At 65.3% G+C, this 25,165-nt stretch carries 18 protein-coding genes; 16 read left to right on the forward strand and 2 right to left on the reverse strand.

The annotated features are described in order from the left end of the window. Positions 1 to 402: 402 nt before the first annotated feature. The 14 genes from HNQ95_RS24635 (at position 403) to HNQ95_RS24700 (ending at position 16,503) form a co-directional block, all read left to right on the forward strand. Positions 403 to 699, forward strand: a complete 297-nt coding sequence (locus tag HNQ95_RS24635; RefSeq protein WP_182575517.1) for a hypothetical protein — start codon at positions 403 to 405, stop codon at positions 697 to 699. A gap of 66 nt (positions 700 to 765) precedes the next feature. Further along, complete coding sequence (locus HNQ95_RS24640) at positions 766 to 1,431, forward strand: response regulator transcription factor (RefSeq protein WP_067964332.1); 666 nt, start codon at positions 766 to 768, stop codon at positions 1,429 to 1,431. A gap of 22 nt (positions 1,432 to 1,453) precedes the next feature. Then, positions 1,454 to 2,854 (forward strand): ATP-binding protein, encoded by a 1,401-nt coding sequence (locus HNQ95_RS24645; RefSeq protein ID WP_182575535.1) that lies wholly within the window; start codon positions 1,454 to 1,456, stop codon positions 2,852 to 2,854. A 105-nt stretch (positions 2,855 to 2,959) separates the two neighbouring features. Then, a complete protein-coding gene (locus HNQ95_RS24650) occupies positions 2,960 to 3,403 on the forward strand; it encodes an RT0821/Lpp0805 family surface protein (RefSeq protein ID WP_182575516.1) in 444 nt (147 codons plus the stop codon). 99 nt (positions 3,404 to 3,502) lie between these two features. After that, positions 3,503 to 4,639, forward strand: a complete 1,137-nt coding sequence (gene ccmI, locus HNQ95_RS24655) for a c-type cytochrome biogenesis protein CcmI (protein ID WP_182575515.1) — start codon at positions 3,503 to 3,505, stop codon at positions 4,637 to 4,639. A gap of 3 nt (positions 4,640 to 4,642) precedes the next feature. Continuing rightward, positions 4,643 to 5,083 (forward strand): cytochrome c maturation protein CcmE, encoded by a 441-nt coding sequence (gene ccmE / locus HNQ95_RS24660; RefSeq protein ID WP_067964325.1) that lies wholly within the window; start codon positions 4,643 to 4,645, stop codon positions 5,081 to 5,083. A 16-nt stretch (positions 5,084 to 5,099) separates the two neighbouring features. Next, positions 5,100 to 7,085: a heme lyase CcmF/NrfE family subunit gene (locus HNQ95_RS24665; protein ID WP_182575514.1), complete on the forward strand. Its 1,986-nt coding sequence runs from the start codon at positions 5,100 to 5,102 to the stop codon at positions 7,083 to 7,085. Then, the gene (locus tag HNQ95_RS24670) at positions 7,082 to 7,549 is read left to right on the forward strand and encodes a cytochrome c-type biogenesis protein (protein WP_067964321.1); all 468 of its coding nucleotides are present in this window, start codon (positions 7,082 to 7,084) and stop codon (positions 7,547 to 7,549) included. Before HNQ95_RS24665 ends, HNQ95_RS24670 begins: the two co-directional genes overlap by 4 nt. Positions 7,550 to 7,666: 117 nt before the next feature. Next, entirely contained in the window at positions 7,667 to 9,196 is a 1,530-nt protein-coding gene (locus HNQ95_RS24675; RefSeq protein WP_067964319.1) for a Do family serine endopeptidase, read from the forward strand. Positions 9,197 to 9,382: 186 nt separating this feature from the next. Continuing rightward, entirely contained in the window at positions 9,383 to 10,057 is a 675-nt protein-coding gene (locus tag HNQ95_RS24680) for a response regulator transcription factor (protein WP_067964316.1), read from the forward strand. Continuing rightward, a complete protein-coding gene (locus HNQ95_RS24685) occupies positions 10,057 to 11,493 on the forward strand; it encodes an ATP-binding protein (protein WP_154384994.1) in 1,437 nt (478 codons plus the stop codon). Before HNQ95_RS24680 ends, HNQ95_RS24685 begins: the two co-directional genes overlap by 1 nt. Continuing rightward, on the forward strand, positions 11,494 to 14,457 hold the full coding sequence (locus tag HNQ95_RS24690) for a bifunctional [glutamine synthetase] adenylyltransferase/[glutamine synthetase]-adenylyl-L-tyrosine phosphorylase (RefSeq protein WP_182575513.1): 2,964 nt from the start codon (positions 11,494 to 11,496) through the stop codon (positions 14,455 to 14,457). 66 nt (positions 14,458 to 14,523) lie between these two features. Then, positions 14,524 to 14,976: an EF-hand domain-containing protein gene (locus HNQ95_RS24695; RefSeq protein WP_067964310.1), complete on the forward strand. Its 453-nt coding sequence runs from the start codon at positions 14,524 to 14,526 to the stop codon at positions 14,974 to 14,976. A 138-nt stretch (positions 14,977 to 15,114) separates the two neighbouring features. After that, a complete protein-coding gene (locus tag HNQ95_RS24700) occupies positions 15,115 to 16,503 on the forward strand; it encodes a serine hydrolase domain-containing protein (protein ID WP_182575512.1) in 1,389 nt (462 codons plus the stop codon). 3 nt (positions 16,504 to 16,506) lie between these two features. Here HNQ95_RS24700 and HNQ95_RS24705 read toward each other — a convergent pair whose 3' ends face one another. Together HNQ95_RS24705 and pepN are read right to left on the reverse strand one after the other, a co-directional pair. Next, complete coding sequence (locus HNQ95_RS24705) at positions 16,507 to 18,837, reverse strand: PAS domain-containing sensor histidine kinase (protein WP_182575511.1); 2,331 nt, start codon at positions 18,835 to 18,837, stop codon at positions 16,507 to 16,509. A 234-nt stretch (positions 18,838 to 19,071) separates the two neighbouring features. After that, on the reverse strand, positions 19,072 to 21,717 hold the full coding sequence (gene pepN, locus HNQ95_RS24710) for an aminopeptidase N (protein WP_182575510.1): 2,646 nt from the start codon (positions 21,715 to 21,717) through the stop codon (positions 19,072 to 19,074). Positions 21,718 to 21,866: 149 nt separating this feature from the next. Here pepN and HNQ95_RS24715 point away from each other — a divergent pair, with 149 nt between their 5' ends. After that, positions 21,867 to 24,176 carry a xanthine dehydrogenase family protein molybdopterin-binding subunit gene (locus tag HNQ95_RS24715; RefSeq protein WP_182575509.1) on the forward strand — a complete coding sequence of 770 codons (2,310 nt, stop codon included), beginning with the start codon at positions 21,867 to 21,869 and terminating at the stop codon, positions 24,174 to 24,176. After that, positions 24,173 to 25,120, forward strand: coding sequence for a DMT family transporter (locus HNQ95_RS24720; RefSeq protein WP_182575508.1), 948 nt, complete (start codon positions 24,173 to 24,175; stop codon positions 25,118 to 25,120). The genes HNQ95_RS24715 and HNQ95_RS24720 overlap by 4 nt, the downstream gene beginning before the upstream one ends. The last annotated feature ends 45 nt before the right edge of the window (positions 25,121 to 25,165 follow it).

Consider the following 25,165-nt stretch of genomic DNA (forward strand, 5'->3'; position numbering starts at 1 on the left):
TTTTGCTGGCGAATTCAGGGCGCGCGTCCCTCGGCCCAGCTTCGACTTGTCCCCGATTTTTGTTGCCGCGACAAGAGCAAGTTGAACACAGTCCAGCGATTAGCAGGCAAGCTGCTTTACCCCGGAGATCATGAACATATTGAACCCGAACCCCCGAAATCTGCGATCCGGGCCGCCGCCATGACCATGCCGATCGGGGCAGGCTTTTTGGCGGTGTCGACGATGCGGCGATGACCGATACCCTGATGCGGGTGATCCCTGGGCGTCCGGCGCCGGTTGCGATCTTTGCCCGGATGTCGGCAAAGGGCGGATCGGCGAGAATGAGCAGACTTGCATATGCGCGTGTTTGCATGAATTCATTGTTCATTCCACGTTCAGCACTGGCGTATTAGAAATCCTGCCATGAAAACGCTTCGCTCCATATTCCGGCCTGCCATGACTGCGGTCTGCGCGCTTGGCCTGTTTGCCACCTCGGCGGCAGCGGCGCCGATGCCGTCGGCGGAAGGTGGCGAATATCTCGTGGCTGCCGCGGATTGCTACTCGATCGGCCAGCAAGTGGCCGACGAGCATGGTGGCACCCTGGCGCGGGCGTCCGAATCCAACCAGGGCGGCCAGTCGGTCTGCGTCATCGTGGTGCTGGTGCCGGCCAAGGACGGCCAGCGTCCGCGTCGCGTCGAGGTCGTGGTGCCGGCCGACTAGTCTGGATTTCCCGCAACTCCGGAATCGCCTATATCTCCATCATCTTTTCACTGGTCGCAAAACCGCATGCGCATACTCGTCGTCGAAGATGACAAGGACCTGAACCGCCAGATCTCCGAGGCGCTGACCGATGCCGGCTACGTCGTCGACAAGGCCTTTGACGGCGAGGAGGGGCATTTCCTCGGCGACACCGAACCTTATGACGCCATCGTGCTCGATATCGGCCTGCCGCAGATGGACGGCATCAGCGTCGTCGAGCGCTGGCGCCGCGAGGGCCGCAAGATGCCGGTGCTGATGCTGACGGCGCGCGACCGCTGGAGCGACAAGGTTGCCGGCATCGATGCTGGCGCCGACGATTACGTCACCAAGCCGTTCCATATCGAGGAAGTGTTGGCGCGGGTGAGGGCGCTGATCCGCCGCGCCGCCGGCCATGCTTCGTCCGAACTGTCCTGCGGGCCGCTCCGGCTCGACACCAAGGCCTCCAAGGCCGACGTCAACGGCGTGCCGCTCAAGCTGACCTCGCATGAGTTCCGGCTGCTTGCCTATCTGATGCACCATATGGGCGAAGTCGTCTCGCGCACCGAGCTTGTCGAGCATCTCTACGACCAGGATTTCGACAGGGATTCCAACACGATCGAGGTGTTTGTCGGGCGTCTTCGCAAGAAGATGGGCATCGACATGATCGAAACCGTCCGCGGTATGGGCTACCGCATGCGCGAGCCGGAGGCGTAAGGCGGAACAGCTGGCCAAACGACTGGGGCGCTGGAAGCGTTACGCACTCGGGCTCGGACCTCGTTCCCTCGCGTTTCGCGTCATCGCGTTCTCGACCGTCTGGGCGATCCTCGCCTTTGCCCTGATCTTCACCGTCATCAGCTCGCTCTACCGCCAGACCAGCGAGCGTGGTTTCGACAGCCTGTTGTCGGCGCATCTGTTCAATCTCATCGGCTCTGTCGGCGTTTCGGACAGCGGCACGCTGACCGGCGGCCCCGATCTCGGCGATCTCAGGTTCTCCGAGCCTGAATCGGGCTGGTACTGGTCTGTCGAGCCGGTGTCCAAGGGCCTCGTCGGCCAGCTCAGGTCGTCGTCGATGACCGAGCCGGTCACATCGCCTGACGTCGCCGACGTGCCGTTCAACGCCGAGTTCCAGCGCCATTATCGCGTCGCCGGCATCGTCGGCGAGGAACTCGAGGTCTTCGAGACCGAGTTCGTGCTCGATGCGCAGAACCGCATCGCGCGGTTCCGCGTCATGGGCAACCGCTCCGAGCTCGAAGCCGAGATCAGCGGCTTCGAATGGCGCCTGTTCACCTATCTCTCGCTGTTCGGCCTCGGCATGATCGCGATCAACGCCATCGCCATCCTGCTCGGCCTGCAGCCGCTGGCGCGCGTGCGCAACGCGCTGGCCATGGTGCGAGAAGGCACGGCGCAGCGCCTGACCGGGCGGTTTCCCGCCGAGATCCAGCCGCTCGCCAACGAAACCAATGCGCTGATCGAAAACAACCGCCGCATCGTCGAGCGCTCACGGACCCAGGTCGGCAACCTGGCGCATTCGCTGAAGACACCTCTGGCGGTGATGCTGAACGAGGGCCGCGCCTTGGGCGGGCCCAAGGGGCAGCTTTTCGCCGACCATGCCACCGCCATGCAGAAGCAGATCGACCATTATCTCCAGCGCGCCCGGGTGGCCGCACAGCGCGAAAGCGTGGTCTACCGCACGCCGGTGGCGCCTTTGCTCCAGCGCATGGTGCGGGTGATGGAGAAGCTCTCGCGGGGGACGGCGTTTTCACTAAACTTGCCGGCGACCGAGGTGGTGTTCGCCGGCGAACGCGAAGATCTCGAGGAGGTCGTCGGCAATCTGCTCGAAAACGCGATGAAATGGGCGCACAGTGCGGTCAGGATTTCAGTCGAAGCGGCCGAGCCGGTGAATGAGGAGCCGCCACGTTTTTCGATCCTGATCGAGGACGACGGTCCGGGCATTCCGGAGGACAAGGCGCGCGAGGCGTTGCAGCGGGGCAAGCGCCTCGACGAGACCAAGCCGGGTACCGGCCTCGGGCTGGCGATCGTCGCCGATCTGGTCAAGGAATATGGCGGCACGCTTCGGCTCGAGCGCTCGACGATGGGCGGATTGAAGGCCGTCGTCGAGTTGCGCGGCGTCCAGTAGGGAATAGCAGGAGAAATGGCTGGCCGAATCGGCCCCATTTCGGCCAAAGATGCAATCTAACGCGGCGCCAAGCCCTTGTAAGCGGACGCAAATTCGGGACCGGTGATGAGCAGGACACTTCAGGTAGCACTGGTTGCGGGATTGCTTGCCGGCTCAGGCTGCACGACCACCAGCTTGAGCAGCGGTGGCGGCGTGGTGCCGGCGCTTGGCGGCGGTGACGATGGCTCGAGCGGCAAGGTTGCCACGCGCATCATCAATGCCATGGATGGCGGCCTCATCGGCGGCACGATCGGCAATGGCCTGAACGGCGACGACCGGCGCAAGGCGCTGGAAGCCGAGTACCGCGCGCTGGAATATGGCCAGGGTGGACAGGCGGTCGCCTGGAAGGGCGGCGATCGTTCCGGCGAAGTCGTGGCCGCGCAGCCCTATCGCGTCGGCTCTCAGGACTGCCGCCAGTATTCGCAGACCGTGTTCACCACCGGCACGCCGTTGATCGCGCGCGGCACGGCCTGCCGCAATGCTGATGGAAGCTGGACGCCGCTGACCTAAGTCTTCACGTGTTGTTGCTTTGGCAGGGGCGTTCGAACCGTCAATAAGCCGCAGCACGGAGATGTTGGCAGCTTGGAGGCTGCTGGCTATTTAGGTGACATGCTGTTCTGGATCATAGCCGCTGTTCTGACGCTTGGTGCAAGCCTTGCGGTCTTGTTGCCGCTGACGCGGCAGACCAGGGCCAGGGACGATGCCAGCCATGACCTCGAAGTCTATCGCGACCAGCTTGGCGAGGTCGACAGGGATGCGGCGCGCGGGCTGATTGCTGCCGCGGATGCCGAACAGGCCCGCGCCGAGATCGCGCGCCGGATCATCAGGCTGGATGCCGAAAATGCGCGCGAGCCAAAGAAGGCATCGCAGCTCGGACCGCGTCTCGTCGGCATGATCGCCGTGCTGGCCGTGCCGCTGCTGAGCTGGGGCGTCTACACCGCGATCGGCTCGCCCACCGTTCCCTCCCAGCCATTGAGCGCGCGCCTGTCGCAGAAACCGGCGGACAGCTCGGTCGACGAGCTGATTGCCCGCGCCGAGGCGCATCTGGTGGCCAATCCGTCCGACGGCCGCGGCTGGGACGTGCTCGCCCCTGTCTATCTCAGGATCGGGCGCGCCAACGACGCCGTCACCGCCTATCGCAACGCCATCCGCATCCTCGGCTCGACCACTGCGCGCCAGGCCGGCCTCGGCGAGGCGATTGCCGCCGCCGCGGGCGGCATCGTCACGTCGGACGCGCGTCTCGCCTTCGAGGCCGCGCTCAAGCTCGAGCCCGCCGATGCCAAGGCGCGCTATTTCCTGGCGCTGGCGCTCGCCCAGGAGGGCAAGATTTCAGACGCCGCCGCTGCCTGGCGGCTGCTGGCTGCAAGCCTGCCTGCCGACTCGCCGTGGCGTGCGGCAACCGAGCAGGCGATAGCCCAGGCCGAGGTGCGTACCGCACCGGTCAAGGAGGCCGCCGGCGCGCCTGCACCGAGCCAGGACGACATCGACGCCGCCGCATCCATGTCGTCGGGCGATCGCACGGCGATGATCGAGGGCATGGTGGCGACGCTGGACGAAAAGCTGCGCCAGAACCCGCGCGATCCGGAAGGCTGGGTCCGGCTGGTGCGTTCATACCAGGTGCTCGGCAAGACCGATCTGGCGCAGGATGCGCTCGGCCGCGCCTATGCGGCGCTGGGCCGCGACAGCGAGGACGGCCGCAAGCTGACCGAACTTGCAGGCTCGCTTGGCCTTGATGTCACGGAGTAGACGATGACGCGCAAGCAAAAACGGCTTTCGGTGATCGCGGGCGCGCTGGCTTTCCTGGGCGCCGCCACCGCGCTGACCTTCTACGCGCTTGGCCAGAAGGCGTCCTATTTCTACATGCCCGCCGACCTGCAGACGGCGACCCTGCAGCCCGGCCAGCGCATTCGCCTCGGCGGCCTTGTCGAGAACGGCAGCATCCTGCGCGGGCAGGGCACCCAGGTCGAGTTCGGCGTCACCGATTCCGAAAAGACGGTGAAGGTGCGCTATACAGGCATCCTGCCCGACCTCTTCCGCGAGGGGCAGGGCGTGATCACCGAAGGCAGCTTTGGCCCCGACGGCGAGTTCATCGCCGACAGTGTGCTGGCCAAGCACGACGAGAACTACATGCCCAAGGAAGTCGCCGACAGCCTGAAGGCAAAGGGTGTATGGCAGGAAACGACGCAATGAATGGCGGGCAGCGCTGATGGTCGAGACGGGTCACTTCGCGCTTATCCTGGCGTTCGCCCTGTCGCTGGTGCAGTCGCTGGTCCCGCTTTACGGGGCCTATAAGGGCGACACCAGGCTGATGGCTGTCGGCGGTCCGGTGACCGTCACCGGTTTTGCCCTGATCGCCCTGTCTTTCGCCGCCTTGACCATGGCCTATGTCCAGTCCGACTTCTCGGTCGCCAATGTCTGGGAGAATTCGCACTCGCTGCAGCCGCTGATCTACAAGTTCACCGGCACCTGGGGTAACCACGAAGGCTCGATGCTGTTGTGGGTGCTGATCCTCAGCTTCTTCGGCGCCCTGGTCGCGGCCTTCGGCAGCAACCTTCCGGCCACGCTGCGCGCCAATGTGCTCGCCGTCCAGGGCTGGATCGGCACGGCCTTCCTGCTGTTCATCCTGATCACCTCCAACCCGTTCGCCCGCCTCGTGCCGGCGCCGATCGAGGGCAAGGACCTCAACCCGATCCTCCAGGACATCGGCCTCGCCGTTCATCCGCCGCTGCTCTATCTCGGTTATGTCGGCTTTTCCGTCTGCTTCTCCTTTGCGGTCGCAGCCCTGATCGAAGGCCGCATAGACGCGGCCTGGGCCCGCTGGGTGCGGCCGTGGACGCTTGCCGCCTGGGTGTTTTTGACCGGCGGCATCGCCATGGGATCCTACTGGGCCTATTACGAGCTCGGCTGGGGCGGCTTCTGGTTCTGGGACCCGGTCGAGAACGCGTCCTTCATGCCCTGGCTCGCCGGCACCGCACTGCTGCACTCGGCCATCGTCATGGAAAAGCGCTCGGCGCTGAAGATTTGGACGCTGCTGCTCGCCATCCTGACGTTTTCGCTGTCCTTGCTCGGTACCTTCCTGGTGCGTTCGGGCGTGCTGACCTCGGTCCACTCCTTCGCCAGCGACCCGAGCCGCGGCGTGTTCATCCTGTGCATCCTGACGCTGTTCATCGGCGGTTCGCTGGCGCTGTTTGCCTTCAGGGCGTCGCAGCTTGCGGCCGGCGGCATCTTTCATCCGATCTCGCGCGAAGGCGCGCTGGTGCTGAACAATCTGTTCCTGACCACGGCGACTGCGACCGTGCTGATCGGCACGCTCTATCCGCTGGTCGTCGAAGCCTTGTTCGGCGACAAGATTTCCGTCGGCGAGCCGTTCTTCAACCTCACCTTCGGCCCGCTGATGATCCCGCTGCTGGTCGTCGTGCCATTTGGTCCGTTGCTGGCCTGGAAACGCGGCGATGTCTTTGCCGTGGCGCAGCGGCTGATGTTTGCCTTTGGTGCTGCCTTGCTGGCGGTGCTGGTGACCTACCTGTTCATCGACGGCGCCTCCGTCTTCGCCGCCCTCGGCGCCGGTCTCTCGGCCTGGCTGGTGCTCGGCGCGCTCACCGACCTCGCCTTGAAGGCCGGCATCGGCAATGTCGCGCCCAGGATGGCGCTGCGCCGTTTCGTCGGCCTGCCGCGCTCGGTGTTCGGCACGGCGATCGCCCATCTCGGCCTTGGCCTGACGCTGCTCGGCATCGTCGGCGTGCTCTCCTTCGAAAAGGAAGCGATCCTTGTCATGAAGCCGGGGCAGGTGGTTGAGATCTCCGACTACCGCCTGCGCTTCGACGGGCTGACGCCGGTGCGTGGACCCAACTTCACCGAGGATCAGGGCCATTTCTCCCTGCTGGGCATCAATGGCCAGCCGAGCGATGTCATCATGTCGTCCAAGCGCTTCTATCCGGTGCGGCAGATGCCGACGACGGAGGCCGGCATCAAGACGATGTGGCTCAGCCAGCTCTACATCTCGCTCGGCGATGAAGCGGGAGACGGCTCGGTGGTCGTGCGTGTCTGGTGGAAGCCGCTGGTGACGCTGATCTGGGGCGGATCGCTTGTCATGATGCTGGGCGGCTTCGTCTCGCTGCTCGACCGCCGCCTGCGGGTGGGCGCGCCGGCGCGGCGCAAGTCCGCCGCCAAACCAGCTGCGGTGACGCCATGAAGACCCGGCTGGCGGCGCTTGCCGGATTTGTCGCCGCACTGCTGTTTGCGGGAACCGCGCTTGCGGTGAAGCCCAGCGAAATGCTCGCCGATCCGAAGCTCGAGGCGCGCGCGCGGCTGCTTTCGGAAGAGCTGCGCTGCATGGTCTGCCAGAACCAGTCCATCGACGAATCCGATGCCGAACTGGCCGGCGACCTGCGCGTGCTGCTGCGTGAGCGGTTGCTGGCCGGCGACAGCGACGAGCAGGTGATGGCCTATATCGTTTCGCGTTATGGCGAGTTCGTGCTGCTCAAGCCGCAGTTCAATCTACGCAATGCCTTGTTGTGGGGCACGCCGGTGCTGTTGCTGCTCGGCGGCGGCGCCTTTGTCGTCCTGCAGGCCCGCTCGCGGCGCAGGCAGGAGCCGGCCGGCCTGACAAAGGACGAGCAGGCAGCACTCGACGCGATCCTGAACAAGGACGCCTGAGCCACGTCAACATTACCAAAGTTTCATGCTTCGGAAATGATCGCGTAATGTGAGCTCCTCTATCTCTTGAACCAACGGATGCGCACCCCGGCATCCTGTTCAAGAGGATCAGAGACAATGAGCACCACCCCCCTTTCGCGTTCTCGCAAGCGTCTCATGGCTGCCGCCGCATCCGTCGCCCTGGCGGGCGCGATCGGCCTCGGCGCCGTCACCAGCGGAACCGCGCCCGTCTATGCCGAGGCCGTGCGCGTCGAAGCGCCCCAGGCGCCCGGTTTTGCCGACGTCGTCCAGCAGGTCTCGCCGGCCGTGGTCAGCGTGCAGGTCAAGGCCCGGATCGATCCGGCTTCCGACCGTGGCATGTCGCCTTTCTCCGACCAGCAGGGTTTTGACAATCTCCCCGACAACCACCCGCTGAAGCGTTTCTTCCGTCAGTTCGGCCAGGATGGTTATGGCGACCAGAACCGTCCGCGCTTCAACCGTCGCGACGGCAGCCAGAAGCCGCGGCCGGTGGCGCAGGGTTCGGGCTTCTTCATCTCCGAGGACGGCTATCTCGTCACCAACAACCATGTCGTCTCGGACGGCACCGCCTATACCGTCGTCGCCAATGACGGCAAGGAATATGACGCCAAGCTGATCGGCACCGATCCGCGCACCGACCTCGCCGTGCTCAAGGTCGATGCCAGCACCAAGTTCACCTATGTCGGCTTTGCCGACGACGCCAAGGTTCGTGTCGGCGACTGGGTCGTCGCCGTCGGCAATCCGTTCGGTCTCGGCGGCACCGTCACTGCCGGCATCGTTTCGGCCCGTGGCCGCGACATCGGTGCCGGCCCCTATGACGACTTCCTGCAGATCGACGCTGCGGTGAACCGCGGCAATTCGGGCGGTCCCGCCTTCAACCTGAACGGCGAAGTCGTCGGCATCAACACCGCCATCTTCTCGCCCTCGGGCGGCAATGTCGGCATCGCCTTCGCTATTCCCGCCTCGACCGCCAAGCAGGTGGTGCAGGATCTGATGAAGAACGGCAGCGTGCAGCGCGGCTGGCTCGGCGTGGAAATCCAGCCGGTCACCGCCGATGTCGCGGAGTCCCTCGGTCTCAAGGACGAGAAGGGCGCGCTCGTTGCAAGCGCCCAGGACGCCGGCCCGGCCAAGAAGGCGGGCATTGCTGCCGGTGACATCATCACCGGGGTCAACGGCCAGGACGTCGCCTCGCCGAAGGAACTGTCGCGCCTCATCGCCGGCATCACGCCAGGAAAGTCGGTCGACATCACTGTCTGGCGCAACGGCAAGGCCGAGACGCTGAAGGTCGACCTCGGCGAAATCCCGGGCGGCGACAAGAAGGCCTCCGCCGACCAGCCGGCATCGCCATCCGAGCCGAGCACGCTGGCCGATCTCGGCATGACCGTGACCCGCTCGGAGGATGGCAAAGGCCTTGTCATCACCGACGTCGATCCCTCCAGCGACGCCGCCGATCGCGGCATCCAGGCCGGCGACGTCATCACCGCGGTGAACGCTGTCGAGGTCCAGTCGGCGGCCGACGTCACCAAGGCGCTCGACCAGGCGGAGAAGGCGGGCCGCAAGGCGGTGCTGTTCCAGATCAGCCGCGAAGACTCCAACCGCTTCGTCGCCCTGCCGCTGAACCAGGGCTGATCGGTCGCTCCCGTCGCGTGGTTTCATCACCCCCGACCGCATGACGGGAGATGACGGCCGGATAGTCTGTCAGTCTTCTATTCCGGCCCGGCGGCAGCGGACTCCCATCAGCCCGCTGCCGCTTTCACGTTGAGAGGAAACGACATGTCGCCTCTGACATCCCGCAAAATCGCGTATAACGACGGCATGAAGATTCTTGTCATCGAAGATGACCGTGAGGCCGCCGACTACATGCAGAAGGCCTTCGCGGAAGCCGGCCACACCGCCCATGTCGCGGGCGATGGCGATTCAGGTTTCGCCCTTGCCGATGCTGCCGAATACGATGTGCTCGTCGTCGATCGCATGTTGCCGCGGCGCGATGGTCTTTCGGTGATTGCCGGCCTGCGTTCGCGCGGCAACACGACACCTGTGCTGATCTTGTCGGCGCTCGGCGAGGTCGACGACCGGGTCACCGGCCTGCGCGCCGGCGGCGACGACTATCTCACCAAGCCATATGCGTTTTCGGAGCTTTTGGCCCGTGTCGAAGTGCTCAACCGGCGCGCGCCGACGCGTGAATCCGAGACGCTCTACCGGGTCGGCGATCTCGAGATCGACCGGCTGTCGCATACGGTGCGGCGCGCTGCGCAGGAGATCGTGCTGCAGCCGCGCGAATATCGCCTGCTCGAATATCTGATGCGCCATGCCGGCCAGGTGGTGACGCGCACAATGCTGCTCGAAAACGTCTGGGACTATCATTTCGACCCCCAGACCAACGTCATCGACGTCCACATTTCGCGCCTGCGCGGCAAGATCGAAAAGGGCTTCGAGAAGCCGATCCTGCACACCATCCGCGGCGCCGGCTACATGCTCAAGGCGGGCTGATGGCATTCAGGCTGCCGGCCATCATGAAGACGACCGCAGCGCGCCTTTCGGCGCTCTACCTCCTGCTTTTCGCCCTCTGCGCGGTGCTGCTTGTCTTCTACATGACGTCGCTGTCGGCACGCATGCTGATGGTCCAGACCCAGGAAACCATCAACGAAGAGGTCCAGGGCCTTGCCCGCGGCTACCAGCGCGGCGGCATCCCGGTGCTGGTACGCGTGGTCGAGCAGCGTTCGCGCCAGCCCGGCGCCAACCTCTATCTGCTTGCCGACCCCAATGGCCAGATCCTGTCGGGCAACGTCCAGAGCATCCAGCCGGGCGTGCTGCAGCGCGAAGGCTGGACCGAACTGCCCTTTTCCTATGAGCGCTACGGCGAAGCTGCCGGCAGGCGCCAGTCTGCCGAGACGGAAACACCGACCGAGGTCGGCCACAACGCCATCGCGGTGGTGCTGCGCCTGCCCAACCAGATGATCCTGATGGTCGGCCGCGACCTCGGCGAACCCGAACGATTCCGCGACGTGATCCAGCGCTCGCTGATGCTGGCGCTGGCCATGATGGGTTTCGGCGCGCTGCTGATCTGGTATTTCGTCGGCCGCCGCGCCCTCAAGCACATCGACGGCGTCTCGGAGGCCAGCCGCCGCATCATGGCCGGCGACCTCAGCGGCCGCCTGCCGGTGACAGGCGCCGGCGACGAATTCGACCGGCTCTCGGAAAACCTCAATGCCATGCTGGCCCGCATCGCCCATCTCAATGATGGGCTGAAGCAGGTCTCCGACAACATCGCCCATGATTTGAAGACCCCGCTGACGCGCCTGCGCAACCGCGCCGAGGCGGCGCTGTCGGGCAAGAAGACCGGCGCCGATTATCGCGAGGCGCTCGAAGGCACCATTGCCGAGTCCGACCAGCTTATCCGCACCTTCAACGCCATCCTGATGATCTCGCGCCTCGAGGCCGGCTACTCCGCCGAATCCACCGACAAGGTCGATCTCGCCGCCGTGGTTCACGACGTCGTCGAACTGTACGAGCCGGTCGCCGAGGAACTGGGCGTTGGCTTAGAGTCGTCCGTCGCCGGTCCGGTCGTCGTCAACGGCAATCGCGAGCTGATCGCTCAGGCGCTGTCCAACATCATCGACAACGCCATCAAATACTCGGCTGGCGCGGTCGAAAAGCCGCATGTCGGCGTCACCCTGCAGCGCGACGGCGACGAAGTCAGGCTGCAGGTGTCGGACAACGGCCTCGGCATTCCAGACGAAGGCGATCGGGCGCGCGCCATCGAACGCTTCGTGCGGCTGGAAAAGAGCCGCTCGCAGCCGGGCTCGGGCCTCGGGCTCAGCCTCGCCAAGGCGGTGATGAAGTTTCACAATGGGCGGCTTGATCTTCTGCCCGGCAATCCCGGATTATCGGTCCTGATGGGCTTTCCCGGATCGAAGGACGCATAGATGAAGATCGAGGCCGCCAAGAAGACAGCGATCGAGTGGCGCCTGGAGCCGGTAAGCACCGTCGCCCCGCTCGATCCGGCACGCGCGCAAGACGAGCTGGCGGAGTTTGCCGGCACGGCCAAGGAGGAGGGGCTCGACCGTCTGGCCACGTTCCTCAAGGCGAAAGGCCCGGCCCAGTCCTTTCTCGCTGCCGTCTTCGATCTTTCCGAATTCATGCGCGACAGCGCCCGACGCCAGCCGGAGATGCTGGACAGGCTGTTCGACCAGACTATCGAACAGCGGCTTTCAGACATCGGCATCGCGATTGCCGCTATCCCGTTCGAGGACCGCATCGCCGAAAACGCCCTGATGATGCGCTTGCGCCGGCTCAAGGGCGAGGCGCATTTCCTGATTGCGCTTGCCGACCTGTCGGGCGAGGCGAGTGCAGCGGATAGCGTGCGCCGGCTGAGCGACCTGGCCGACCTGTGCACCGGTGCGGCGGTAAATTTCCTGCTCCGCGACGCCCATGGCCAGGGCAAGCTCAAGCTGCCCGATCCCGAAAACCCGACTGTCGGCTCCGGCTGGATCCTGCTCGGCATGGGCAAGCTCGGCGCCCATGAGCTGAATTTCTCTTCCGACATCGACCTTGTGGTGTTCTTCGACCCCGAGGCGCCGGCGATTGCCGACCCGTATGAAGCAACGGAGCTGTTCGCGCGGCTCACCCGGCGGCTTGTCCGCATCCTGCAGGACCGCACCGAGCACGGTTATGTCTTCCGCACCGATTTGCGCCTGCGTCCCGATCCCGGCTCGACGCCGCTCGCCATTCCGGTCCTGGCCGCGCTGCATTACTACGAGAGCCGCGGCCAGAACTGGGAACGCGCCGCGATGATCAAGGCGCGTCCGGTGGCGGGCGACATCGCAGCCGGCGAGGCCTTCCTCAAGGAGCTCCAGCCTTATGTCTGGCGCAAATACATGGATTACGCGGCGATCGCCGACGTCCATTCGATCAAGCGCCAGATCCACGCCCACAAGGGCCATGGCGAGGTCGCGGTCAAGGGCCACAACGTCAAGCTCGGCCGCGGCGGCATCCGCGAGATCGAGTTCTTCGTCCAGACCCAGCAGCTGATCGCCGGCGGCCGCTTCCCTGAATTGCGCGGCAAGGCGACGGTGCCGATGCTGACGCAGCTTGCCTTGCGCGGCTGGATTACGCCCGAGGCGCGCGACGCGCTCGAACGGCAGTACTGGTTCCTGCGCAGCGTCGAGCACGCCATCCAGATGGTCGCCGACGAGCAGACCCACATGCTGCCGGAGGACGACGAAGGCCTCCAGCGCATCGCCCATATGCTCGGCTTTGCCGATGCGGATGCCTTCTCCAAGGCGTTTCGCGCTTCGCTGCAGGAGGTCGAGCGCCATTATGCAGCGCTGTTCGAGGCGGCACCCGAACTCTCTTCCGGCGTCGGCAATCTGGTCTTCACCGGCGACGTCGACGATCCCGACACGTTGCACACGTTGCGCCAGCTGGGTTTCCAGCGCCCCTCCGACATCTGCCGCGTCATCCGCAGCTGGCACTTCGGCCGCTACCGCGCCACCCAGTCAGCCGAGGCGCGCGAACGCCTGACCGAACTGACGCCGGCACTGCTCGAAGCCTTCGGCAAGACCCGCCGCGCCGACGAGGCGCTGATGCGTTTCGACGAGTTCCTCGCCGGCCTGCCGGCGGGCATCCAGCTGTTTTCACTGCTCCAGTCCAATCCGGCCCTGCTCAAACTGCTAGCCACAATCATGGGCGCAGCCCCCCGGCTGGCCGGCATCATCACCCGCCGGCCGCATGTCTTCGATGGCCTGCTCGACCCGGCATTGCTGTCCGAACTGCCCGACCGCGCCTATCTTGCCGCGCGTCTGGCGGCCTTCCTCGAAAGCACCCGGCTCTATGAGGAGGTGCTCGATCGCCTGCGCATCTTCGCCGCCGAGCAGAAATTCCTGATCGGCGTGCGCCTGCTCGCCGGCGCGATCGACTCCGCCCGTGCCGGCAAGGCTTTTTCCGATCTCGCCGACCTGACGGTCGGAGCGGCGCTCGAGGCCGTCGAGGCCGAATTCGCCCGCCGCCACGGCAAGGTTGCCGGCGGCAGGGTGGCGATCCTCGGCATGGGCAAGCTCGGCAGCCGCGAACTGACCGCCGGCTCCGACGTCGACCTGATCCTGCTTTACGACCACAGCGAGACCGCGGAGGAGTCCGACGGCGACAAGCCGATGGCGCCGTCGCATTATTTCTCGCGTATGACCCAGCGCCTGATCGCTGCGGTGTCCGCGCCGACGGCCGAAGGCGTGCTTTATGAGCTCGACCTCCGGCTGCGCCCCTCTGGCAACAAGGGGCCGGTGGCCACCCATATCGACTCATTCCGCAAATATCAGCGCGGCGAAGCCTGGACCTGGGAGCATATGGCGCTGACCCGCGCCCGCCCGATCGCCGGCGACGCCTCGCTCTGCACCGAGGTCGAAGCCGAGGTCGCGGCCATCATCTCCTTGCCGCGTGATGCCGCCAAGGTGATGACCGAGGCCCGCGAGATGCGTGAGATGATCGAGGACGAAAAGCCGCCGCACGATCTCTGGGACATCAAGCTTGTGCCCGGCGGGCTGATCGACCTGGAATTCATCGCTCAGGTCGCGGTCCTGACCGGCCGGATCGAGGGCCAAGGCCACGCCACCGGAACGGCCGAGACGCTGCACCGGCTTGCGCCTGGCTTTGCCGATGCGCAGGTACGGCAGGATCTCATCGATGCCTACGGGCTCTATCAGGCGATCACGCAGATGACGAGGCTGTGTCTCACCGGTGCGTTCGAGCGGAACGACGTTCCGCCGGGATTGTCGGACCTTTTGCTTGCGGCAACCGACCTTCCCGATTTCAGCGTGCTGGAGGCACATCTCAAGGAGACGTCGCAAAAGGTCAGGGGCCACTTTGACCTTCTGCTCCGTGCGAAGGGCAAATGAGGCGATGGGACGCCGCATGAGCACTTCGATCAGCATCGGGGGTGTCGATGCAACAGGAGAAACCCCATGAACACGTCAACAAGGATCGCGATCGCCTTTCTCGCCCTCGCGGGCACGGCCGGAACCTCAGCCTTTGCCGCCAACGGGCAAGGGCCGCGCGGCCAGAACATGAAGCCTGAGATGCGCTTCGAAAGGGCCGATGCCGACAAGAGCGGCGACGTCACCTTCGAGGAGTTCGCGGCCGCCATGAACAACCGGCTGCTGGACGCCGATGAGAACACCGACGGCAAGATCACCGTTGCCGAGGTGGCGGACCAGATCCAGCGTATGCGCGCCGAGCGCATGGCCGCGCGCCTGATCAAGCGCTTCGACGCCAATGGCGATGGCGAGCTGACCAAGGCCGAGATCGAAGGGCGCCAGAAGAAGCTGTTTGCGCTGCTCGACCGCAATGACGACGGCAAGATCGTCAAGGACGAGATGCCGGTTCGCGGCTGGCATGGCCGCGACGGCAAGCGCTGACGTCGACGCTTGACCTGAGCTGAGAAACCTCCCGGAGATTGCCTCTCCGGGAGGTTTTGTTTTGTCCGGACACGGCTTCGCGCAACCTTGTCGCAATCAAGCCGGCCTCTGCTTGCCTCCTGCACAGGAGGACCCGTCATGGGCTGGATCGCCGCCATTCTCTCGATGTTCATTGTTACCGGCGCCTTGGCGCAATCGGCCTTGCCGCCGACGCCGGCGGGCAAGGTGCTGGCCGAACTGCTGGAGGCGTTCAACAGCGGCGATGCGGCCAAGGCCGAGGCATTCGACCGCGCCTATCGGCCCAGCGACCCGATCGCCGGCATGGCTGTCTTGCGCGCCCAGACGGGCGGCTTCGAACTGGTCAAGGTCGAGACCAGCGACGCCACCGCGCTCACCGCCATTCTCCGGGAAAAGGCCGGCGACCGCTTTGCCCGGTTGCAGCTGTCGTTGAGCGACGGCTCGGAACACAAACTGACGGGCTTTCGCCTCGACCCGGTGGCGCCGCCGGCTGGTCTGGGCCCCAAGCGCCTGTCCTTGACGGAGGCGCTCGCAGCACTTGTCAAACGCCAGGACGAGGCGACTGTTGCCGACAGCTTTTCCGGCGCGGTGCTGGTCGCCAGGGACGGCAAGGTCGTGCTGGAGAAAGCCTGGGGTCTGGCCGACCGCGAGCGCAGCCTGCCGGTGACGGTCGATACCAGATTCCGCATCGGCTCGATGAACAAGATGTTCACTGCGGTGGCAATCCTGCAGCTCGTCGAAGCCGGCAGGCTCGGCCTCGACGACCCGGTCGGCAAACATCTCAGCGACTATCCCGACAAGGACATTGCCCGGAAGGTCACCGTTCGCCATTTGCTGACCCACACCGGCGGCACCGGAGATATCTTCGGTCCCGAATTCGACCGTAACCGGCTCAAGCTCAAAGCTGTTGCCGACTACATCGCGCTCTATGGTACGCGCGCCCCGCTGTTTGCGCCCGGCACCACGCAGCGTTATTCGAACTACGGCTTCATCCTGCTCGGCGCCTTGATCGAGAAGGTCAGCGGGGTGAGTTATGACGACTATGTCGAGAAGAACGTTTTCGAGCCGTCCGGCATGACATCGACGGGCTCTTTGCCGGAAAGCGAGACTGTCCCCGGTCGCGCGACCGGCTATCTCAATGAAGGCGGCAGGCTTGCGCCCAACACGGCCACGCTGCCCTGGCGCGGAACCCCGGCCGGCGGCGGCTATTCGACCGTCGGCGACCTCTGGCGTTTCGTCGACGCGCTGCAGACGGGCAGGCTGATCTCGAAGAACATGCTCGATCAGGCGACCAGCACGCAGGTCCAGATGTTCGGCCTTGGCTTCGCGGTTGTCGGCGAGGGCAACTGGAAGGGGTTTGGCCACAATGGCGGCGCGCCGGGCATGAGCGGGGACCTGCATGTGTTCCCCAAGCTGGGTTATGTGCTGGTGTCCTTGTCCAATCTCGATCCGCCTGCCAGCACACGGCCGCTGGAGTTCATCGAGGCGCGGTTGCCTGAAATGCCGTGATGCTTAGGCGGCCTTGGCCAGGCGCTCGACCTTCTTCACCGGGATGCGCACCGACACGATGGTGCCGACGCCTTCGGTCGAGCGGATCTTCAGCGCGCCGCCATGCAGTTCGGCAAGCGAACGAGAAATGGCGAGGCCGAGGCCCGAGCCGGCATGGTTCTTCGAGAACTGGTTCTGCACCTGCTCGAACGGCCGGCCGAGCTTGCCCAATGCGTCCTTGGGAATGCCGCAGCCATTGTCTTCGATCGACAGCGTCAGCGCCCCCGAGGCGTTGCGCGCCCGCACCGAAATGCGTCCGCCTTCGCCGGTGAACTTCACCGCGTTGGACAAGAGGTTGATGACGATCTGCTTGACCGCGCGGCGGTCGGCGAACAGCGTCATCGAGTCGGCGATCTGCGTCTCCACGGTGATCGACTTCTGTGCCGCCTGCAGCGACACCACCCGGACCGTCTCGCGGATCAGCGGGCAGAGATCGATCTCCTCGCGGTCCATCGAGAACTGGCCGGCCTCGATCTTCGACATGTCGAGGATGTCGTTGATGACGCCCAGAAGGTATTTGCCGCTGGAGTTGATGTCGCGGGCATATTCCTCGTAGCGCGGCGAGCCCATCGGGCCAAACAGGCGACCTTCCATCAGCTCGGAGAAGCCGATCACCGCATTGAGCGGCGTGCGCAGCTCGTGCGACATGTTGGCGAGGAATTCCGACTTGGCCCGGTTGGCCGCCTCGGCGCGCTCGGTTTCCTTCATGTATTTGCGGTTGAGCTCGACCAGTTCGTGCGAGCGCTCTTCCTCGGAGCGCCGCGCCAGGCTGAGATCGTGGATCGTCGCCATCAGCCGGCGCTCGCTCTCCATCAGCTTGTCCTGGTGCTGCTTGATCTGGGTGATGTCGGAGCCGACCGACACCATGCCGCCATCGCGCGTTGTGAGCTCGTTGACTTGCAGCCAGCGACCGTCGGCCAGCTGCCGCTCATAGGTGGCGCCGCCGCGCGGGCCGTTGGCATTGGCCAGCCGCCGCTCGGAGGCGAAAGCGACCATGCGCTCCTCGATCTCCTCGCGCGCCGTGCCCGGCAGCACGTCGCGATCGGCGAGCCCGTTGTCGTGCTGGTACTTCGAATTGCACATCACCAGCCGCCCGTTGGCATCCCACAGCACGAAGGATTCGGTGATGTTTTCGATCGCCGCGCGAAGCCGCTGGTCGGCGGCCTCCGAGCGCAAGGCGAGGTGGCGCTGCTCGGTGATGTCGACGGCAATGCCGGTCATCTGGATCTCAGGCGCTTCCGGATCGACAACCTGGGCGCGGGCGCGCATCCACACCCAGCGGCCGTCGGCATGGCGCATGCGGAACACCCGATCGATATGGTCGACCTCGCGCATGATCACCTGGTTGGCCAGTTCGAACAGGTCGCCGTCTTCGGGATGGATGATGCGGGCGACTTCGCCGAACGACAGCATCGCCTCGCAGGCCTCGTAGCCGAGCAACTCGTACATCGAGCGCGACCAATACATCTTGCCGCGCACCATGTCCCAGTCCCACAGCCCGCATTTGCCGCGCACCAGCGCCAGGTCGATGCGCTCATGCGCCTCCAGATAGATGCCGTCGGCGGCCTGGGCGCGCGCCGCCTGGCTGAAATAGGCGAACAGGATGACGATCAGCATCCCGGCGGTCATCACGAACAGCGCGACATTGAGCGACACCGTCTTGCGCCAGTCGGCGAACACCGCATCCTGCGGCACCATGGCGGCGGCCGCGGCGCGCTTGTCGTCGGCGATGCTGACCGCTGCCAGCCAGTCCCGGCCGCCGATGCGCACCTCCATCACGCCGGCGCGGTCGCCGAACATGAACAGCGGCTGCCCGCCCGAGACAAGGCCGTCGAGCGCCTGGCCCTGCCAGCCGGTCGACTGCGGGCTGACGGCGACGATGCGGAAATTCTGGTCGGTCAAAGCAACCACATGGCTGCGGCTCAGCGTGCCTTGCTGGCTGGTGCGTTCGAGCAGGTCCTGGCTTGCGGCGGCAAGCGGCCGCTCGGTGGTGGCGCCGACCATCAGCGCGTTGACCAACTCGCCGGCCGAGAGCGCCAGGATCGCCTTGGCGTTGCGCTCGACGTCGTCGCGCTGCGCCATCAGCGACAGGAAGCGTGTGCCGGCGATCACGATCAGGAAGACGACGATCAGCGTCGGGATCGAGCGGCGCAGCAGCGGCTCGGCGGCCAGCAGGCGGCGGTATGCGGGTTCGGCGATGAGGCGTGCATTGCCCGCCAGGCCAGCGCTGCGCGCCTGCCTGCGACGGCCAATAGCAGTCTCATCGGGCGCGCCCCACGCGTCCGCCTTTGCCATAAATGGCTCCCCAAATCCCGTTTCCTGGTAACTCGATGCGGAATACGCCGAACATCCGAATCGTCACTAAAGAATCAAAGCTGATTCGCCTTGTCCAGTGGCCGGCGCGAAAAAGATTAAAGTTCGACTAAAAGCCTGACGAATTGGCGGCGTGGTAGCGCGCAAATGAAAGCGGCGGCCCCCGGTGTCGGAAGCCGCCTCATTTCGGGCGATGTCGGTGGCAAGCCGGCCCGGTCAGGCCAGCGTGCGCTCGATGATGTCGCGCAGGTCGGCCGACAGACCTTCCTTGGCCTGTATCGCCAGCAAGGCATCGCGGGCCTTGGCCTGGCGCTTCGGCTCGAGCGAACGCCACGACCGCAGTGCCGTTGCCAGCCGCGCCGCGACCTGCGGGTTGCGCTTTTCCACCGTCAGCACCGTCTCGGTGAAGAAGGTGTAGCCGGCGCCGTCGGCGCGGTGGAAGCCGGTCTGGTTGGCACTGGCAAAACCGCCGATCAGCGAGCGCACCCGGTTGGGATTGGCGATCGAGAAGGCCGGGTGTTCGGTCAGCGCCCGCACCGCATCGACCGCGCCGGCGCCCGGCGCCGTCGCCTGGATCATGAACCACTTGTCCATGACAAGCGGGTCGCCGCGATAGCGCTTGTCGAACTCGGCAAGTGCTGCCTTGGCTTCCGCGCTGCCGGCATGGCGATGTGCCAGCACGGCAAGGGCCGCAGCCCGGTCGGTCATGTTGGTGGCGGAAGCAAAATGTGCCGACGCGCGCTTGGCGCCATCGGGCAGGATCGCGAGATAGTCGAGCAGCGTGTTGCGCAGCGCCCGCCGTCCTGCGCTCGCCGCATCCGGCGAGAACGGACCTGACATCAGCAGCTCGTCGTAAAGCTGCGAAAAGACGCCTGCATTGGCTTCGGCGATGCTGCGTGCCAGCGCCTCGCGTCCGGCGAAGATGGCGTCGGGGTCGATGTTCTTGCCGATCTCGCGGGCAATGTCGGCCTCGCCGGGCAGAGCGAGCGCCAAAGCGCGGAAGGCATGCTCGAGCGTGTCGTCGACCGCGATGCGCCCGGCCAGTCCTGTCAGCTCGGCGCCGAATTTCGGCTGCTTGCCGCCGAGGAAGTTCCTGAATGCCGCGATGATCGCGTCGGTCAAAAGCGTGTTGAACGCCTGCCAGCGCGAGAATGCGTCGCTGTCATGGGAGGCAAGAAAGATCTGGTCTTCCGGCCGCTGCTCGATGCTCAGCGTGATCGGCGCCGAGAAGCCGCGATTGAGCGACAGCACCGGCCGCTCGGTGACGCCGGAGAAGGTCACGACATGCTTGCGCTTGCGCACATGGATGACGCCGTACTCGACCGTTGCGCCCTCGGCGCCGCCATAGGCCATGTCCTTGCCGTCGCTGCCGACCAGGCCGAAGGCGAGCGGGATGTGCATCAGCCGTTTGCGGCTTTCCGACGGTGTCGGCGGCACCGATTGCTCGACCTCGATGGTGAACTCGGCGGTGGCGGCGTTGTGCCGCGTCGTCACGCTCAGATTGGGCGTGCCGGCCTGGTGGTACCAGAGCGCGAACTGCGACAGGTCGCGGCCCGACACGTCCTCGAACACCTGGAGGAAATCCTCGATGGTCGCTGCGTCGCCGTCATGGCGCTCGAGATAGAGGTCCATGCCACGGCGGAAGGTTTCGGCGCCCAGGATGGTGCGGATCATGCGCACCACTTCCGAGCCTTTTTCGTAGACCGTCGGCGTGTAGAAGTTGTTGATCTCGCGATAACGCCTGGGGCGGACCGGGTGGGCCAGCGGCCCCTGGTCCTCGGGGAACTGGTGGGCGCGCAAGGTGCGCACTTCGGCGATGCGCTTGACCGGCCGCGAACGCTGGTCGGCGGAGAATTCATGGTCGCGGAAAACCGTCAGCCCTTCCTTGAGGCAGAGCTGGAACCAGTCGCGGCAAGTGATTCTGTTGCCTGTCCAATTGTGGAAATATTCATGCGCGATGATCGCCTCGATATTGGCGAAATCGATGTCCGTCGCGGTCTCTTCGTCGGCAAGCACATATTTGTCGTTGAAGATGTTGAGGCCCTTGTTTTCCATCGCGCCCATATTGAAGTCGGACACGGCGACGATGTTGAACACGTCGAGGTCGTATTCGCAGCCGAACACCTCCTCGTCCCATGTCATCGAGCGGCGCAGCGCGTCCATGGCGTAGCCGGCCTGGTTCTCCTTGCCGTGCTCGACATAGATGCCGAGCTCCACCTGCTTGCCCGAGGCGGTGACGAAGCGGTCCTTGATGCAGCCGAGATCGCCGGCGACCAGCGCGAAGAGATAGGACGGCTTGGGGAAGGGGTCGTGCCACACGGCATAGTGCCAGCCGTCTTCGAGGTCGCCATGCTCGACCGGATTGCCGTTGGAGAGCAGCAGCGGCGCTTCGGTGCGCTGTGCCTCCATCCGCACCGTATAGACCGAGAGGATGTCGGGCCGGTCGAGGAAATAGGTGATGCGGCGGAAGCCCTCGGCCTCGCACTGGGTGCAGTAGACATTGCTGGAGCGGTAGAGGCCCATCAACGCCTCGTTGCGCGACGGCGCCAGCTCGGTCTCGATCAGAAGCGTGAAGCGGCCGGATGCGGGCGGATTGTAGATGACCAGCCGGTCTGGCGTCGCGTCGAAATCGGCGGCATCGACGGCTTCGCCATCGATCTCGATGCGGCGCATGGTCAGGCCGTCGCCGTCGAGTTCGAGCTGCACCGGCTTGTCGATGCCGGCGCGCCGCTCGATCGTCAGCCGCGCCACCACCCTGGTGCTGTCTTCGCCGAGCCGGAAGTCGAGTTCGGTTCTCGGGATCAGGTAGTCGCTGGGCCGGTAGTCTTCGAGACGAAACACCTGTCCAGTATCAGTGCGCATGTGATGGCCTTCCTGTCGACTTCCGGATGCTGGCCGCAGGTTGGTAGAATAAATATGCGGCCGCTGCTCTTTACACGAAACGCCCCCTCGGCAAAACTGTCCGGGACCGCACATTCGCTGCGCTCCCCACCAATCCTCACGAGGCAGATATGACAGTCGTCACGCCGAAATTCGGAATGGGCGCGTCCGTATTGCGCGTCGAGGACGGCGCCTTCATCACCGGCAAGGGCCGTTACACCGACGACATCGCCGCCGCTGCGCAACTGCACGGCTACGTCCTGCGCTCGCCCGTCGCCAAGGCCAGCTTCACGATCGGCTCGCTCGAGGACGCGCGCGCCGCCCCTGGAGTCCACCTGGTCCTGTCAGGTGCCGATGTCGCCCATCTCGGCGCCCTCAAGTCGACGGTCATGCAGAAGCAGCCTGACGGCACGCGGGCGCCGACACGCGACATTCCGATCCTGTGCCGCGACCGGGTTCATTATGTCGGCGATGCGGTGGCCTTCATCGTCGCCGACAGCCGCGCGCTTGCCCAGGACGCCGCCGAGCTGATCGAGGTCGACTATGACGGCGAGGACGCCGCCGCCAACACGGCGACTGCCCTCGACGCCGAGGCGCCGCTGGTCTGGCCTGAGCTCGGCAGCAATCGCGCCTTCACCTACCATCTCGGCGACAAGGCGAGGGCCGACAGCGTCTTTGCCAAAGCCGATCACGTCACCAGCATCGAGTTCATCAACAACCGCCTGATCTGCAACTACATGGAGCCGCGCTCGGCGATCGGCGAGTGGCGCGACGACGAAGACCGCTTCGTGCTCACCACCGGCTCGCAAGGCGTGCATTCGATGCGCAATGTGCTGACCGGCCAGGTGTTCGGCATCGAGAGCGACAAGCTGCGCGTCGTCACTCCCGATGTCGGCGGCGGTTTCGGCACCAAGGCCTTCGTCTACCGCGAGCATGCGCTGGTGCTGGAAGCGGCCAGGCGGCTTGGCCGGCCGGTCAAATGGGCGAGCGACCGCACCGAACACTTCCTCACCGACGCGCAAGGCCGCGACAATGTCGTCAAAGCCGAGATGGCCATGGACAGGAACGGCCGCTTCCTCGGCCTGCGCGTCAGGTTGCTCTCCAATGTCGGCGCCTACGTCTCGCAATATGGCCCTGTCATCGCCTATATCGGTGCCAGCATGTCGACCGGCGTCTACGACATCCAGGCGCTCGATGTGACGATCGAAGGTGTCTACACCAACACCTGTCCTGTCGATGCCTATCGCGGCGCAGGGCGCCCGGAAGCAGCGCTTCTGGTCGAGAAGCTGACTGACGCCTGCGCCCGCGATCTCGGTCTCACTGTCGACGAGATCCGCCGCCGCAACTTCATCCGCCCGGAGCAGTTCCCGTACCGCACCCAGACCGGCCGGCTCTACGATGTCGGCGAGTTCGAGGCGCATATGGACCTGTCGATGCAACGCGCCGGCTGGGCTGCATTCCCCGACCGTCTCGCCGAAGCCCGGTCGCGTGGAAAGATCCGCGGGCTCGGCATGGCGACCTACATCGAAGCCTGCGCCTTCGCCGGCTCCGAGCCGGCGCGGGTCGAACTCAATGCCGACGGCACCGTCTCGGTGTTCATCGGCACCCAGTCCAACGGTCAGGGCCATGCCACTGCCTATGCCCAGTTCGTCTCGGAAAAGCTCAATCTCGACGTCGCCAGCATCAGCGTCCACCAGGGCGACACCGACCAGCTTGCCAAGGGCGGCGGCACCGGTGGCTCGCGCTCGATCCCGCTTGGCGGCGTTTCCGCCTCCCGCGCCGGTGCTGCCCTTGCCGAGAAGCTGAAGAAGATCGCAGCCGACGAGCTGGAGGCGGCGGCCGCCGATATCGAGCTTGGCAATGGCGAGGCGCGCATCGTCGGCACCGACCGCGCCATGGCCTTCGCCGATCTCCATGCGGCGGCGAAAAACCCCGACGATCTCAAGGCGATGGGCGAATTTGTTCAGGACGAGGCGACCTATCCCAACGGCACGCATATCTGCGAGGTCGAGATCGATCCGGAAACCGGCACCACCGAAGTGGTCGCCTACACCATCGTCGACGATTTCGGCGCAACCGTGAACCCGATCCTGCTTGCCGGCCAGGTCCATGGCGGCGTCGTCCAGGGCATCGGCCAGGCGTTGCAGGAGGAGGCCGTCTACAGCGAGGACGGCCAGCTGCTGACGGCCAGCTTCATGGACTACACCATGCCGCGCGCCGACAGCGTGCCGTCCTTTCATTTCGAGACGCGCAACGTGCCCTCGACCACCAATGCCATGGGCATGAAGGGCGCGGGCGAGGCCGGCACCATCGGCGCCACGCCGGCGGCGCTCAACGCGGTCACCGACGCGCTCCACCGCGCCTACGGCATCACCCACATTGAAATGCCCGCGACGCCGTTGCGCATCTGGGCGGCGATAGAGGCGGCACGGCAGCAGTGAAGCAAAACGTGGTTCAGGCGGCGTCGTCGCCGCTTACAGGTATCGCTCTCAAGGTCATTTCGGTGGCGATCTTTGTCGGCATGTCGACGGCCATCAAGCTGGCCGGCCAGGTGCCCGCCGGCCAGATCGTCTTCTACCGGTCCTTCTTCGCCATCTTTCCGATCCTCGTCTTCCTCGCCTGCCGCGGTGAGCTGCGCACGGCGGTCACCACCAGGCGGCCATTCGGCCACATCATGCGCGGGCTCGCCGGCGTCACCGCCATGGGCTTCGGTTTCTATGCGCTGACCCAACTGCCGCTGCCCGAGGCGATCACGCTCAACTATGCCCAGCCGCTGCTCGTCGTCGTCTTCAGCGCGCTGATCCTCGGCGAAAACGTTCGCGCCTATCGCTGGACCGCGGTTGCCGTCGGTCTCGTCGGCGTGCTGATCGTGTCGTGGCCCAACCTGACGCTGTTCACCTCTCCCGGCGGCGTCAGCGACAAGGCGGCGATGGGAGCTGTCGCCGCCATCATCGGCGCGGGCCTGTCGGCCATCGCCATGCTTTTGGTGCGCAACCTCGTCCACACCGAACGCACGGCAACCATCGTTTTGTGGTTCTCGCTGACCGCCAGCGTCATGGCCCTGTTCAGCCTGCCTTTCGGCTGGCAGTCGCTGAGCTGGCAGCAGACGGCGCTGCTCGTCACCGGCGGCTTCTGCGGCGGTATCGCCCAGCTGTTCATGACCGAGGCCTACCGCCACGCCGAGGCCTCGACCGTCGCGCCCTTCGAATACACCTCCCTGCTGCTCGGCATCGCCGTCGGCTATCTCGTCTTCGGCGACCTGCCGACCATCCATACGCTGGTCGGCGGCATCATCGTCATCGCCGCCGGCATCTTCATCATCTGGCGCGAACAACGCCTTGGCCTGGAACGCCAGGCGGTCAAGAAAGCGTCCTCGCCGCAATAGGCGGCGACGGCAATGCATCCGGAGCCTGCCCGCTCCTCGGACTGA

Origin of the sequence: Aminobacter ciceronei (assembly GCF_014138625.1) — a bacterium.
In the GTDB taxonomy this organism is placed as follows: domain Bacteria; phylum Pseudomonadota; class Alphaproteobacteria; order Rhizobiales; family Rhizobiaceae; genus Aminobacter; species Aminobacter ciceronei.